We start from the raw sequence: 12,669 nt of genomic DNA, 5'->3' as shown, positions 1-12,669 counted from the left end.
CCATGTCCGCCAGCACCCTCACCCCGCGCACCGAGAGCTATCTCCACGAGGTCGCTCGGCGCCTGCCGCCCCGAGCCCGCGAGGACGTGTCCCGGGAGCTGCGGGGCACCGTCGCCGACATGGTCGACGACGGCGTGGCGCACGGTCTGCCACCGGCCGAGGCGGAGCGGCGCGCCCTCGAGGAGCTCGGCGACCCCGCCCTGCTGGCCGAGGACTACGGCCCCGGCCCGCGGCACCTGATCGGGCCCGAGCACTACCACGACTTCCTCGAGCTGCTGAAGGTCCTGGTGCCCGTCCTGGCCGGCCTCTTCGGCGGGCTCACCCTGATCGGCCGGCTCTTCGGGGAGGCGGGGCGCGAGGACCTGGTCACCTACCTCGTGCTCTCGCTCGCCCCCGCGGTCGGTGCCGCGATCCAGGGGGCGCTCATGGGGGCGGGCATCGCCGTCGTCGTCTTCGCCGTGGTGGAGCGCACGGAGGCCGCGGAGGCGGTGGGGCGCGGCGCCCGGGGGGAGGCCGGGGCGGCGGCGGAGGCGCCCCCGCGCTGGACGGTCGAGCAGCTGCCGCCGCCGCGCCCGGAGCGGGACTCGACCGTGGGGGAGCTGGTCTGGGCCACCATCGCCCTGGGCCTGGCCTTCGCCGCGCCGTTCCTGCTCTCGCGGCCGCTGCTCCGTGAGGGCCCGCTCGCCGGCGAGCCCCTGCTCGACCCCGCCGTGTGGACGCCCTGGGTGCCGCTCTACCTGGGGATCGTGCTGCTGGCCTGGGGGTGGGAGCTGCTGCGCTTCTTCCGCCGCCGCTGGTCCTGGGCGCTGTTCGGGGTCGGCGCCGTCCTGGACCTCGCCATGGCCGCGCTGCTCATCACCGCGCTGCGCACCGAGTCCGTGGTGAACCCGGTCTTCCGCGAGCGCGGCTGGGTGGGCGAGGAGTTCGCGCAGATCGGGGTCGCGCTCGTGGTGGTCGTCACCGTCTGGGACCTCGTGGCGAGCTTCCTCGCCTGCCGCCGGTCGACGGGCCGGCGGCGCTGAGCGGCGGCGCCCGTCGCTCCTGTCCGGCGCTCCTGTCCGGGGAAGCACTCGGCCCGCGGGGGCTCCGAGGAGCTCCCGCGGGCCGGAAGGGGGCCTCTGCCGCCGCGGGGTGCCGGGCAGCGCGGGACGCGGGACGCTTCGTGGGCGACCGGCGCCGGCCGGGATGCACCGAACCGGGTCAGGTGGCGCATCGTGTGACCATCATTCGACACCCTGGTCGGCACTGTGCGCAAACGTCTACTCTGGAACCGATCAGATCGATCAGATCGAGGCGGGGAAGTGGGGCTGCGGTGGTCAGCATGACGAACGGCGGGGCGGCAGCGGGTCCGCTGGACGCGACGGACCGGAGGATCCTGGCGGCGCTGGACGAGGACCCGCGGATGACGGTGCTGGCCCTGGCCCAGCGCACCGGTCTGGCGCGCGGGACGATCCACGCCCGGCTCGAGCGCTACCGCGCGAGCCCCGCGCTGCGCCCGCACAGCACCCGGGTGACGCCCGCGGCGCTCGGCTACGGCCTGGCCGCGAGCGTGGCCGTGGAGCTCGACCAGCACCAGCTCGACGAGGCGATCGCGGGACTGCAGGCGATCCCGCAGGTCATCGAGGTGTTCGCCCCCGCGGGGCAGACGGACCTGCTGTGCCGGGTGGTGGCGAAGGATCCCGAGGACCTCTACCGGGTCTCCGAGGAGATCCGGCTGTGCCCCGGCATCCTGCGGACCTCCACGAGCATGTTCCTGCGCACGGTCATCCCGTACCGGGTGGCGCCGCTGCTCGCGGGTGACGAGGTCCTGGGGAGGGGCGGGGTCAGTTCCGGGCGGCCGCGCCCATGACCTCGGCGCGCAGCCGGTCCAGGTCCACGGCGTCCCCCTCGTGCAGGCCGTGGGTGCGGACCCACGCGCGGGCGCTGAGCATGATGTCGTCGTAGTGCTGGTGCGTCTCGCAGTGGGCGGCGCCGATCCGGGCCTGGGCGCGGTGCTCCCGGTCGTCCTCCGTGAAGGAGATGACGGCCACCGGGCTGAGGGCGAGTCCCACCACGCCGCGGACGGCCGTGATGGTGCGCCCGTGGAAGGTGTCGCCGGGAGCGAGGTCCCAGGCCCTGGCGGCGGGGTGCTGATGGGTGAGGTCCATGATCGGCTCTTGTGGTGTCGGGAGGCCGTCCCCCGCGCGCAGTGCCGGGGGACGGCCTCGGGGGCGTCGGGAGGAGGAGCGGTCCGGGGGTCGTCCGGTGTGCGGCCGGCCCCCGGTGCCGTCCGGTCAGTGGCCGAGACCGGTCCAGTGGCTGGTCTCCTGGTACCAGGGGGACCAGTGCTTGCCGTCGTAGTAGCGGTACTTGACCACGTGGTAGACCTTCTTGGCGTCGTGGTGGTCCAGGTGCTTCCAGTGCTCGCCGCCCCAGGAGCCGCCCCAGTAGTAGTCGTGGTGGCCGCCGGTGTAGTAGTGGTGGTCGTGCTTGTCCACCGCGTAGTAGTACTGCTTGACCTCCACCTTGTATCCCTTGTGGCACTTCACGTGGAAGGGGTACTTGACGTACTTCTTCCCGTGGTGCCACGTCCAGGACGGCTTGTGGGCGTCGACCGAGCAGTGCTTCTGGTGGGGCTTGTGCGACGCCGTCTCGAGCACCGAGGACTGCGTCGAGGCGGCCTGGGCCGGTGCGGCCTGGGCCGGGGCGCCCAGCAGCGGCAGGGCGCCTGCGGCCAGGGTCAGGGAGGCCAGGGACAGCACCGCCTTGCGGGCGTGGCGGCGGGCGCCGGCCGGCTGCGGGGCTGCGGTCGTGCTGGTTTCGATGGACATTTCGGGTCTCCTGCGGGACAGAGATTTCGTGGGTGCCGGCGGTTCCTGCCCGGGGTCCGGAGGGGAACTTCTCGAACCGACAGGACCAGGGTCGCAGTGGGGGGCACCTCCCGGCGTCCACCCGGGAGGTGAACTCCGGCGTACAACCGGGGTGGTACGCGCGGGACCGGGGGCAGGGCTCAGAAGCGGTCGGTGGGCTTGACGAGCCCGCTCTTGAACGCCGCCGTGACCGCCTGGGCGCGCTCGCTGACGCCCAGCTTCAGGAAGATCCGGTGGACGTGGGTCTTCACGGTCGCCTCGCTGAGGAACAGGCGCCGGGCGATCTCCGAGTTCGTCAGGCCGTGGGCGACGGCGACCAGGACCTCGCGCTCCCGCCGGGTCAGCTGCTGCAGCCGCTCCGGCGGAGGGGCGGAGGGGTCGGGCCCGCGGCCGAACTCGGTCAGGAGCCTGCGGGTCACGTCCGGGTCCAGCCAGCCCCCGCCGCGGGCCAGCGAGCGGACGGCGTCCGCCAGGACCTTCGGCGCGGAGCTCTTGAGGATGAAGCCGGAGGCGCCCGCCCGCAGGGCGGCGTGGACGGCGGCGTCCTCGTCGAAGGTCGTCAGCACCAGGACGGCGGGGACGTTCGGCACCCGGTCCAGGAACGCGTCGGAGGTGAGCACCCGGGTGGCGGCCACCCCGTCCGTGCCGGGCATGCGCACGTCCATGACCACCACGTCCGGCTGCAGCCGCGCGGTCTCCTCGACGGCCTCAGCGCCGTCGGCGGCCTCCCCGACGACGATCAGGTCCGGCTCGGCCGTGAGGAGCATGGCCAGCCCGGAGCGCACCATCGCCTCGTCGTCCACCAGGAGCACCCGGACGGGTGCGGCTTCCGCGCCCCGTGTCATCCGGTGCCCTCCCCGCGGCCCGTGGCCGCCGTGGTCGCCGCGGCGTCCTGCGCCGCGGCGTCGCCGGGGCCGGGCGGCCGGACGGGCAGCCGCGCGGACACCAGGTACCCCCCGTTCGTATCGGGCCCGGCCGTCGCCTCGCCGCCCACCGCCCGGGCCCGCTCCGCCATCCCCCGCACCCCGTGCCCGGTCGACAGCCGCGCGGAGAGCCGGCCCCGGGCCCCGGCGCCGTCCGTGCGGACGGAGAGCTCGACGTCCCGGGGGCCCCAGTCGAGGGCGACCCGGACCGGGCGGTCCGGGCCGGCGTGCTTGACCGCGTTGGTCAGCGCCTCCTGCGCGATCCGGTACGCGGCCTCGTCCACCGCCGGCTCCAGGGCCCCGGGCTCGCCCGCCACGCAGAGCTCCACCTCACGGCCCGCCGTGCGCAGGTGGTCGAGCAGGCTGTCCAATCGCTGCAGGCCCACCGGCTCCGGCGCGGTCTGCGCCGCATCGGACGGCGCCGGGGAGAGCAGGCCCAGCATGCGCCGCAGCTCCGTGACGGCCTGCTCCCCGAGCTCGTCGACCTGCCGCAGCGCCGCCCGCGCCCGCTCCGGGTCCCGGTCCATGACGCGCTCGGCCCCTCCGGCCTGCAGCACCATGAGGCTCACCGCGTGGGCCACGACGTCGTGCAGCTCCCGGGCGATGCGCTGGCGCTCCTCGGCCTCGGCCCGGGCGGCGGCCAGCCGGGCCACGAGCGCCCGCTGGGCCACGCTCCAGCGGACCCAGCGGCCCACCCCGAAGACGACCACGTGGGCCACGGTGAGGAACAGCGCGGCGACGACGAACGTGGCCACCCGCATCGACGGGTCGGGAGTGTCCCGGACGGTGGCCTGCACGCTCGTGGCGACCGGCAGGAACGCGAGCGCCAGGCCGAGGAGGGCGTTCCGGTCGGAGCAGTGCGCGGCCGCCGCGAAGAGGGCCAGCCAGACGCAGAAGACGGGGTGGAACGCGAAGCCGAGCAGGGGGACGGCCACGGCGCCCAGCGACACCAGGGCCAGCACCGTCAGGGGCCGGCGCCGGCGCCAGAACAGGGGCAGGTACAGCAGCGCCGCCGTGAGGACGACCACCCAGGTGGCGGTCGCGTCCGGCTCCGCCGTGCGGTCCCACGTGATCTGGAGCTCGATGCCCCACAGCACCGGTACCGCGACGAGGTCCACGGCCAGGCGCGAGGGGTGCCTCCGGGATCTCATCGGGTCCCGCTCAGCTGCACACGGACCTGCCGAAGACGGTGCAGATCCACATCCGCTCGACGGGAGGAGCGGGCAGCCGGCAGTCCTCCACGATCGAGTGGCGCCGGATCTCCTCCCACGCCACCACGGGTCGCAGGGCCTCCTCGGTGCTGTCCGGGGCCTCCTCGGCCGGGGCCGGGCCCAGCACCGTGTCCACGGCCGAGCACAGTTCGGCGCCCGTGGCGAGCCGGCGCTCGGAGCCCGCGCCGTCCGGTGGGCCCTGGGCCGGGCACCCGGACGGGTGGTCGAGCCGGATGCCCGTCATCTCGGACGCGGGGTCGTGCAGGACGCCGTGCAGCTGGATCCGGGCGATCCTGATCCGCTCGACCTCGTCCGTCCGCCCCGACGCGACCCGGGCGATCAGCACCTCGGGGTCGACGTCCCGTCCCAGCCAGTCCGGCGGGCCGTGCACCAGCACGTAGTCGCTGTCCACCAGGCGTCCCCACGCCAGGTGGCCCTCGATGGCGTCCGCCGCCCGTGCGTCCTGGACGGACACCAGTGTCCGGAATGCTGTCTCGAGATCCGCCATGTCGAGCCCCCCGCAGGTCGTGCGGCAATTCTCCCCGTCCGCCCACGTCAAGTCCATAGTCCTCCGTGGGGCGCCCCGGGCCGGTGTCGGCCAGCCCGGTGCCGGCCGGGCCGCCGACCCCTGGTCACACCGTGCGCCCAGCGGTACCGTAAGCACACTGGCGAATCGGCGAGGCTTCGTCATCCCTGATCGTCGAGACGGATCGAAGGAGATGCCATGAGCACCAGGGTCGAGAAGACTGTCGTGGTCGACGTGCCGCTGAGCACCGTGTACAACCAGTGGACCCAGTTCGAGGACTTCCCCCGCTTCATGAACGGCGTGAAGAGCGTGACCCAGCACGGCGCCGACCGCCTCGAGTGGGTCGCCGAGCTCGGCGGCGTCCGCCGGCAGTGGGAGGCGAAGATCGTGGAGCAGGTCCCCGACAGCCGGGTCTCCTGGGCCGCCACCGAGGGCGCCACCAACGCCGGCACCGTGACGTTCCGCGACGCGGGCAACGGCCGGACCGAGGTGCACCTGGTCCTCGAGTACGAGCCCGAGGGCCTCGTGGAGAAGGTCGGCGACAAGCTCAACGTGGTCGAGAACCAGGCCGAGGGCGACCTCGAGCGGTTCAAGAAGTTCATCGAGGCCGAGGGCTACGCGACCGGCGCCTGGCGGGGCTCCGTCAACGAGGGCGCCCCGGTCGGCACGCCCGGCGTCGAGCACGCCGCGGCCTCCCGCGGCGACGACGGCAAGGCCGGGGTGTCGGGCAAGGCGGTCGCCGCGGGCGTCGCCGCGGCCGGGGTGGCCGCCGCCGGGGTGGCCGCCGCCGCGAGGAAGAAGGACGCCGGCCCGGACACGGAGCCGGTGACCTTCGAGACGACCGCACCACCGGCGGCGCCGGCCGCTCCGGCGGCACCGGTGGCACCGGTGTCGCCGGGGGCTCCCGGGGAGACCGTGACCGGGGAGGTCCCGCCGATCCCGCCCGTGGACGAGGCCCTCGCCGACGGCACCGCCGACGCGGACCCGGGCGTGGACCCCGCCACCCGGCGCATCGACGACCGCCCCGCGGGGGGCCCGCTCTGATTCGTCCCCGTGCACGCACCGGGCCCCGACCGCACGCGGTCGGGGCCCGGTGCGTGCACGGGGCGTCCCGTTCGGCGGGGCGGCGGAACCGGCCGGTCAGCCGGTGACGGCGCCCAGCGAGGCCGAGCGCACCAGCTTGACGTACTTGCCCAGCACGCCGCCCTCGTATTGCGGGCGCAGGGGGGCCCAGCCGCTGCGCCGCCGCGCCAGCTCCTCGGCGTCCACCAGCAGGTCCAGGGAGCGGGCCGCCAGGTCCACCCGGATCCGGTCGCCGTCGCGCAGGAACGCGACCGGTCCGGCGTCGACGGCCTCCGGCGCGATGTGGCCGATGCACAGACCCGTGGTGCCGCCCGAGAACCGGCCGTCCGTGAGCAGCAGGACGTCCTTGCCCAGCCCCGCGCCCTTGATCGCCCCGGTGATGGCCAGCATCTCGCGCATGCCGGGGCCGCCCTTGGGGCCCTCGTAGCGGATCACGAGCACGTCCCCGGCCGTGATCTCCCCGGCCTCCAGGGCGTCCATCGCGGCCTGCTCGCGCTCGAAGACGCGGGCCGGGCCCTCGAAGACCTCGGCGTCGAAGCCCGCGGACTTCACCACCGCGCCCTCCGGCGCCAGGGAGCCGTGCAGGACGGTGATCCCGCCCGTGCGGTGGATCGGGTTGTCGAGCGTGCGGATCACGTTGCCGTCCAGGGGCCCGGGGTCCAGGGCGGCCAGGTTCTCGGCCACCGTGCGGCCGGTCACGGTGAGGGCGTCCCCGTGCAGCAGCCCGGCGTCGAGCAGGGCCTTCATGACCACCGGGATGCCGCCGTGCCGGTCGACGTCGTTCATGACGTACCGGCCGAACGGCTTGAGGTCCGCGAGGTGCGGGACGCGGTCCCCGATCCGGTTGAAGTCCTCGAGGGTGAGATCCACCTCCGCCTCGTGGGCGATGGCCAGCAGGTGCAGGACGGCGTTGGTGGACCCGCCGAGGGCCATGAGCACGGTGACGGCGTTCTCGAAGGCCTCCTTCGTCAGGACGTCCCGGGCTGTGATGCCCTGCCGGAGCATCTCGACGACGGCCTCCCCGGAGCGGTGGGCGAACTGGTCGCGCCGCCGGTCCGCCGAGGGCGGGGCCGCGGAGCCGGGCAGGCTCATGCCCAGAGCCTCGGCCACGGAGGCCATCGTGTTGGCCGTGTACATCCCGCCGCAGGCGCCCTCGCCCGGGCAGATGGCCCGCTCGATGCGGTCGAGGTCCGTCCTGCCCATCAGGCCCGCCTTGCACGCGCCCACGGCCTCGAACGCGTCGATGAGGGTGACGTCCTTCTCGGTCCCGTCGGTGAGCTTCACCCACCCCGGGGCGATGGTCCCCGCGTAGAGGAACACCGAGGCCAGGTCCAGGCGCGCGGCGGCCATGAGCATGCCCGGCAGGGACTTGTCGCACCCGGCCAGCAGGACGGACCCGTCGAGGCGCTCGGCCTGCATCACCGTCTCCACGGAGTCCGCGATGACCTCGCGCGAGACCAGCGAGAAGTGCATCCCCACGTGGCCCATCGAGATCCCGTCCGAGACCGAGATCGTGCCGAACTGGAGGGGGTAGCCGCCGCCGGCGTGGACGCCCTCCTTGCAGCCCTGGGCGAGCCGGTCCAGGGAGAGGTTGCAGGGGGTGATCTCGTTCCAGGAGCTCGCGATGCCGATCTGGGGCTTCTCCCAGTCGGCGTCGCCCATGCCCACGGCGCGGAGCATGCCGCGGCTGGCGGTCGCGTCGATGCCGTCGGTCACCTGACGGCTGCGGGGCTTCATGTCGGGGCTCATGCGGTCTCTCCCGGGTCGTCGGTGCGCGGTGGGGTGCGTGCCGCGAACCTATCAACGGAACTCGAGGAGCGTCGAGGGGTGTCCACGGCCGGCGCGGAAGATTGTGCCCCCGGGGGAAGACAAGGGGGCGCCCGTCCTCCTAGGGTGGGAGAAGCAAACGATAAGCAACCTGATCGAAGGAGCCCGACATGCCCGAGGCACCCGTCTCCCAGCACGCCCGCGCGATGGCCGACGACGAGGGCGGGATGCCCGAGCAGCAGCAGACGCCCCCGGGGCTGACCGCCGCCATGGACCCCGTCCCCGACCACGGCGAGGCGTCCTGGGAGGGCAGGGGCCGGCTCGAGGGGCTCAAGGCCCTCATCACCGGCGGGGACTCCGGGATCGGCCGCGCCGTGGCCATCGCGTTCGCGCGGGAGGGGGTCGACGTCGCGATCAACTACCTGCCCGAGGAGCAGGAGGACGCCCAGGACGTGGTGGGGTGGATCGAGAAGGCCGGCCGCACCGCCGTCCTGGTCCCCGGCGACGTGCGCGAGGAGCAGAGCTGCCGGGACATCGTGGACCGGGCGGTCGAGGGCCTCGGCGGGCTCAACGTGGTCGTCAACAACGCGGGCTTCCACTGGGCCCGCGGGGAGGCGGGGCTCAAGGGCCTCGCCACGGAGGACCTCGAGCGCGCCGTGCGCACCAACCTCTACGGCACCCTCTGGATCAGCCGGGCGGCGCTGCCGCACCTCGGCCGCGGGGACAGCATCATCAACACCACGTCCGTGCAGGCCTACGACCCGTCCGTGTCGATGATCGACTACGCGGCCACGAAGGCCGCGCTGAACAACGTCACCGCCAACCTCGCCGCCGAGCTGGGGCCCGAGGGCATCCGCGTCAACGCGGTCGCCCCCGGACCGGTGTGGACCCCGCTGGGGCCCGCCACGAAGGAGCCCGGAGCGGTCGCGAACATGGGCAAGGAGACGCCCCTGGGCCGGATCGGCCAGCCCGCCGAGCTGGCCGGCGCCTACGTCTTCCTCGCGAGCCCGGCCGAGGCCAGCTACGTCAGCGGCACCGTCCTCGGCGTCACCGGCGGCATGCCCGTCTTCTGAGCCGCGCCCCCACATCCCTACGGAAGGAGCACCTCGTGCCCAAGACCGGCAAGGACGACCACGCCAAGAAGAGCGAACTGCCCTCCACCCTGCAGCGCTCGGGGCAGAAGGCGCAGGACACGTTCGCCAAGACCTACGACTCCGCGCTCGAGGAGTACGGCGACGAGGAGCGCGCGGCGCGCACGGCCTACAGCGCGCTCAAGCACACCCACGAGAAGGTCGGCGACCACTGGGAGGGCAAGGAGGAGTACGGGCCCTCCGACGAGCACGCCGCGGGCGGCCGCGATTCCCGCGCGGAGACCGCCGGCGGGGTCGACGCGAACTCCTCGAAGGTGCACCTCTACGAGGTGGCGAAGCGGCTCGACGTGGAGGGGCGCTCCTACATGACCAAGAAGGAGCTCGTCGACGCGATCCGGAAGGCCAACGACGCCGCGACGCGCCGGGCCCGCGAGGACTGAGGGGCGGCCGGGCTCAGAGCACGCCCAGCAGCCCGCGCACCAGCGTGATCGCCCCGCCCAGCCCCGCGAGGACCAGAGCGACCGTGCGCGCCGTGCTCAGGGACACGCGGCGGGCGACGACCCCGCCGATCCGCACGCCCAGCACCACCGTGAGGACCACGCCGGGGGCCACCCACCACGGCGGCATCCCGCCGGTCCCCGCCGCGCCCAGCAGGGTCTTGGTGAGCACCGACAGGGCGCCCATCGTCATGAACACCGGCTGCAGGGTCGCGGCGAAGGAGCGCTGCTCCCAGCGGGCCAGCCGGGAGTGGATCACCATGACCGGTCCGGCCACCCCCGCCGTGGTGTTGAAGAACCCCCCGATCGCCCCGGCGAGCACCGTGGGCAGCCGCCCCGGCCACTCGGGCAGGCGGGGGAGCCCGAACATGGTGGTGAGGGCCAGCAGCACCACGCCGCCCACCAGCACCTGCAGCCAGGCGGCGGGCAGCTCGCGGACCACGAGCGCCGCCGGCACGGCGCCCACCGCCGCGGCCGGGGCGATGAGGGCGAACCGCCGCCAGTCCACGTGGCGCCACACCGAGAGCATGATGAGGAAGCCGGAGACGGTCGTCGTCGCGTTGGTCACGAGCACGCCCGTGGCGGGGCCCAGCAGCAGGGCGAGGGTCGGGGCCACGACGAGGCCGACCCCCGTGCCCGAGACGCGCTGCAGGACCGAGCCCACGAGGATCGCGAGGGCGGCGATGACGATGATTTCCACGGGTCCCATTCTGCGCCCCCGGCCGCCCGGCCCCGGACCGCACACGGGCCCGCCGTGGTGATCCCCGGATTCGATAAGTACCCTTGCTGTCGGGAGGGCTCCCCCGCGGGACGCCGTCGGACGAGAGGAGCACCATGGGCATCAGCCGGGACCCGATCGGCGACGAGGACGGGCACGGGTCCGCGACCGTCCTCGCCCGGCCCCCCGCTGAGCCGGTGGGTGTCGCCACGGGCGCGGGCCGGCGCGCCGCACCGGTCACCGCCGAACGGCTCCGGGAGGTCGCCGTGTCCCGCTTCGGCATCGAGGAGTTCCGCGAGGGCCAGCTCGAGGCGATGGCGGCGGCGGCGGCCGGCCGGGACGTCCTGGCGGTGATGCCCACCGGCCACGGCAAGTCCGCGATCTACCAGGTCCCGGGCGCCGCCCTGCCCGGGACCGCCGTGTTGGTGTCCCCGCTGATCGCCCTCCAGCACGACCAGGTCGAGGCGATCAACGAGGACCTCGGGGCGGAGGCCGCCTTCGCGGTGAACTCCGCGGTGGGGGTGCGGCGCGAGCGCGCCGCCTGGGACGCCGTGGCGCGCGGGGACGCGAAGTTCCTCTTCCTCGCCCCCGAGCAGCTCGCCCGGGAGGAGATCACCGGCCCTTCACAGATGAGCATGGGTAGGTGTCTTTCTCCACGGCCGGTGACCGCCGGCGGCGAGCAGGGCTCGTAGGCGGTAGTTGTCGAAATTGCGGAAGCCCCGGGCGACCCGGCGCATCGTCTCGATCACCCCATTCACGGCCTCGGTGGGACCGTTCGAGGCTCCGGCGGTGTCGAAGTAGGCCAGAATCGCCGACCGCCACCGGCGCAGGGTCCGTCCGAGCCGGGCGATCTCCGGGATCGGACAGGACGGGAAGGCGTGCAGGATCTCGGCGACGAGCCTGCGTCCGGCTTCGGGGCGGGCGTGGTAGACCGCGCGCAGCTTCTGGTAGCAGTGCCAGGCCAGGGTCACCTCGTGGTGCGGGTCCCCGGCCTCGAGCTTCGCGTTCAGGCGGGTGATCTGCTTGGCGGTGAGGTGCTCGGCTCCGATCTGCAGGGTGCGGCGGATCCCGTAGAGCGGGTCCCCTGCACGCCCGCGGTGACCCAGGGTGTCCTGCTGCACCCTGCGGCGCACCTCGTCGACGACTTGACCGCCGAGCTTCACCACGTGGAAGGCATCGAGCACCGTGATCGCCTCCGGGAGCTCGTCGCGGATCGCGTTGGCGTAGCCGTGGAACGGGTCCAGCGTCGCCGTGCGGATCCCGCTCGTGAACCCCGGCCCCTGGGTAGCAAGCCAGTCGCCGTAGGCCGCCCCCGTGCGCCCGGGCACCAGATCCAGCAACCTCGCCCGGGGCCGGCCGTCCTCACCGCGGGAGTGGTCCACGATCCCGGTGACCAACCCGGTCCCCGGTGGACCCACATGGCGCCAGACGTGCTCGTCGACCCCGAGAGCGTCCACCCCGGCCAGCCGATCCTCGGCTGTCAGCTGGGTCTCGATGACCGGGGCGATGGCGTCCCACACGGTGTTCCAGGCGACCCCGAGCATGTCCGCCAGAGCCGAGACCGCGATGTCGTGGGAACGTAGCTGAGCCACAGCCCAAGCGATCGCCCGGGTGGTGAGCTTGCCCCGTGGCGCTGCCAGCTCGTGAACCTCGCTGAACGTCAACGCCTCGCAGGCGACCTCCCGGCACCGGTAGATCCTCTTGTGCCACATCACCCGGACCGGCACACCGGCACAGGGCAGGTCGTGGAGCAGAACCTTCCGCCGGCCGTGGCCGGTCACGAGCACCCCGCAAGACGGACACCCGGCTATCGACGGCACGGTCTCGACGGCCAGAGTGAACGAGCGCGGGCCCCGTTCGACGGCGAGCACGTGGACGTCGGGCAGGTCAAAGAGCGTGCAGGCAGGCGCGCACGTAGCATGGAGCATGTCGAGGCCTTCGAGGATGGTTGGATTCAGCACCCCCATCCTGGAGGCCTCGACCTCTACCTGGCCCCCGTGACAC

General features: G+C 73.8%; 14 protein-coding genes. 6 read left to right on the top strand and 8 right to left on the bottom strand.

Going from position 1 to position 12,669, the window contains the following annotated elements; translation table 11 throughout:
* Window positions 1-2: 2 nt before the first annotated feature.
* Window positions 3-1,022: a permease prefix domain 1-containing protein gene (locus RF640_RS01825; RefSeq protein ID WP_109221369.1), complete on the top strand. Its 1,020-nt coding sequence runs from the start codon at window positions 3-5 to the stop codon at window positions 1,020-1,022.
* Window positions 1,023-1,321: 299 nt separating this feature from the next.
* Window positions 1,322-1,849: an Lrp/AsnC family transcriptional regulator gene (locus RF640_RS01820; RefSeq protein WP_043739643.1), complete on the top strand. Its 528-nt coding sequence runs from the start codon at window positions 1,322-1,324 to the stop codon at window positions 1,847-1,849.
* Here the strand turns inward: RF640_RS01820 and RF640_RS01815 are convergent.
* The 5 genes from RF640_RS01815 to RF640_RS01795 form a co-directional block, all read right to left on the bottom strand.
* Window positions 1,824-2,147 (bottom strand): hypothetical protein, encoded by a 324-nt coding sequence (locus tag RF640_RS01815; RefSeq protein WP_017834729.1) that lies wholly within the window; start codon window positions 2,145-2,147, stop codon window positions 1,824-1,826. The two genes, RF640_RS01820 and RF640_RS01815, sit on opposite strands and share 26 nt — an antisense overlap.
* 126 nt (window positions 2,148-2,273) lie before the next feature.
* Complete coding sequence (locus tag RF640_RS01810) at window positions 2,274-2,810, bottom strand: hypothetical protein (protein ID WP_017834730.1); 537 nt, start codon at window positions 2,808-2,810, stop codon at window positions 2,274-2,276.
* 179 nt (window positions 2,811-2,989) lie between these two features.
* A complete protein-coding gene (locus RF640_RS01805) occupies window positions 2,990-3,694 on the bottom strand; it encodes a response regulator transcription factor (RefSeq protein WP_109221368.1) in 705 nt (234 codons plus the stop codon).
* Complete coding sequence (locus RF640_RS01800; protein ID WP_146202061.1) at window positions 3,691-4,923, bottom strand: sensor histidine kinase; 1,233 nt, start codon at window positions 4,921-4,923, stop codon at window positions 3,691-3,693. Before RF640_RS01800 ends, RF640_RS01805 begins: the two co-directional genes overlap by 4 nt.
* A 10-nt stretch (window positions 4,924-4,933) precedes the next feature.
* Window positions 4,934-5,458 carry a hypothetical protein gene (locus tag RF640_RS01795; protein WP_368826360.1) on the bottom strand — a complete coding sequence of 175 codons (525 nt, stop codon included), beginning with the start codon at window positions 5,456-5,458 and terminating at the stop codon, window positions 4,934-4,936.
* Window positions 5,459-5,707: 249 nt separating this feature from the next.
* On the opposite strand from RF640_RS01795, the gene RF640_RS01790 reads away from it, so the two are divergent.
* Window positions 5,708-6,553 carry an SRPBCC family protein gene (locus RF640_RS01790; RefSeq protein WP_368826358.1) on the top strand — a complete coding sequence of 282 codons (846 nt, stop codon included), beginning with the start codon at window positions 5,708-5,710 and terminating at the stop codon, window positions 6,551-6,553.
* 96 nt (window positions 6,554-6,649) lie between these two features.
* Here the strand turns inward: RF640_RS01790 and ilvD are convergent, their stop codons facing one another.
* Window positions 6,650-8,341, bottom strand: coding sequence for a dihydroxy-acid dehydratase (ilvD, locus tag RF640_RS01785; protein WP_368826356.1), 1,692 nt, complete (start codon window positions 8,339-8,341; stop codon window positions 6,650-6,652).
* Window positions 8,342-8,529: 188 nt separating this feature from the next.
* On the opposite strand from ilvD, the gene RF640_RS01780 reads away from it, so the two are divergent.
* Entirely contained in the window at window positions 8,530-9,432 is a 903-nt protein-coding gene (locus tag RF640_RS01780; protein ID WP_035923348.1) for an SDR family oxidoreductase, read from the top strand.
* Window positions 9,433-9,467: 35 nt separating this feature from the next.
* Entirely contained in the window at window positions 9,468-9,890 is a 423-nt protein-coding gene (locus tag RF640_RS01775; protein WP_368826353.1) for a ChaB family protein, read from the top strand.
* 13 nt (window positions 9,891-9,903) lie between these two features.
* Here RF640_RS01775 and RF640_RS01770 read toward each other — a convergent pair whose 3' ends face one another.
* Window positions 9,904-10,656, bottom strand: a complete 753-nt coding sequence (locus tag RF640_RS01770; RefSeq protein ID WP_017834738.1) for a sulfite exporter TauE/SafE family protein — start codon at window positions 10,654-10,656, stop codon at window positions 9,904-9,906.
* Between the two features lie 125 nt (window positions 10,657-10,781).
* Between RF640_RS01770 and RF640_RS01765 the strand changes: the two genes are divergently transcribed.
* The gene (locus RF640_RS01765; protein WP_368826351.1) at window positions 10,782-11,357 is read left to right on the top strand and encodes a DEAD/DEAH box helicase; all 576 of its coding nucleotides are present in this window, start codon (window positions 10,782-10,784) and stop codon (window positions 11,355-11,357) included.
* Here RF640_RS01765 and RF640_RS01760 read toward each other — a convergent pair.
* Window positions 11,289-12,593 (bottom strand): ISL3 family transposase, encoded by a 1,305-nt coding sequence (locus tag RF640_RS01760; protein ID WP_368826587.1) that lies wholly within the window; start codon window positions 12,591-12,593, stop codon window positions 11,289-11,291. The two genes, RF640_RS01765 and RF640_RS01760, sit on opposite strands and share 69 nt — an antisense overlap.
* Window positions 12,594-12,669: the final 76 nt, after the last annotated feature.

Source organism: Kocuria sp. CPCC 205231 (assembly GCF_040980965.1).
GTDB classification, from domain to species: domain Bacteria; phylum Actinomycetota; class Actinomycetes; order Actinomycetales; family Micrococcaceae; genus Kocuria; species Kocuria rosea.
The sequence above is the reverse complement of the archived record's forward strand: the minus strand, read 5'-3'. Positions and strand labels throughout refer to the sequence as shown.

Excerpts from the sequence above, each read along its gene's own strand:
- RF640_RS01805 (WP_109221368.1), bottom strand. The coding sequence starts at position 3,694 with ATGACACGGGGCGCGGAAGCCGCACCCGTCCGGGTGCTCCTGGTGGAC.
- RF640_RS01810 (WP_017834730.1), bottom strand. The coding sequence starts at position 2,810 with ATGTCCATCGAAACCAGCACGACCGCAGCCCCGCAGCCGGCCGGCGCC.
- RF640_RS01765 (WP_368826351.1), top strand. The coding sequence starts at position 10,782 with ATGGGCATCAGCCGGGACCCGATCGGCGACGAGGACGGGCACGGGTCC.
- RF640_RS01820 (WP_043739643.1), top strand. The coding sequence starts at position 1,322 with ATGACGAACGGCGGGGCGGCAGCGGGTCCGCTGGACGCGACGGACCGG.
- RF640_RS01780 (WP_035923348.1), top strand. The coding sequence starts at position 8,530 with ATGCCCGAGGCACCCGTCTCCCAGCACGCCCGCGCGATGGCCGACGAC.
- RF640_RS01825 (WP_109221369.1), top strand. The coding sequence starts at position 3 with ATGTCCGCCAGCACCCTCACCCCGCGCACCGAGAGCTATCTCCACGAG.
- RF640_RS01790 (WP_368826358.1), top strand. The coding sequence starts at position 5,708 with ATGAGCACCAGGGTCGAGAAGACTGTCGTGGTCGACGTGCCGCTGAGC.
- RF640_RS01760 (WP_368826587.1), bottom strand. The coding sequence starts at position 12,593 with ATGCTCCATGCTACGTGCGCGCCTGCCTGCACGCTCTTTGACCTGCCC.
- RF640_RS01800 (WP_146202061.1), bottom strand. The coding sequence starts at position 4,923 with ATGAGATCCCGGAGGCACCCCTCGCGCCTGGCCGTGGACCTCGTCGCG.
- RF640_RS01815 (WP_017834729.1), bottom strand. The coding sequence starts at position 2,147 with ATGGACCTCACCCATCAGCACCCCGCCGCCAGGGCCTGGGACCTCGCT.
- RF640_RS01770 (WP_017834738.1), bottom strand. The coding sequence starts at position 10,656 with ATGGGACCCGTGGAAATCATCGTCATCGCCGCCCTCGCGATCCTCGTG.
- ilvD (WP_368826356.1), bottom strand. The coding sequence starts at position 8,341 with ATGAGCCCCGACATGAAGCCCCGCAGCCGTCAGGTGACCGACGGCATC.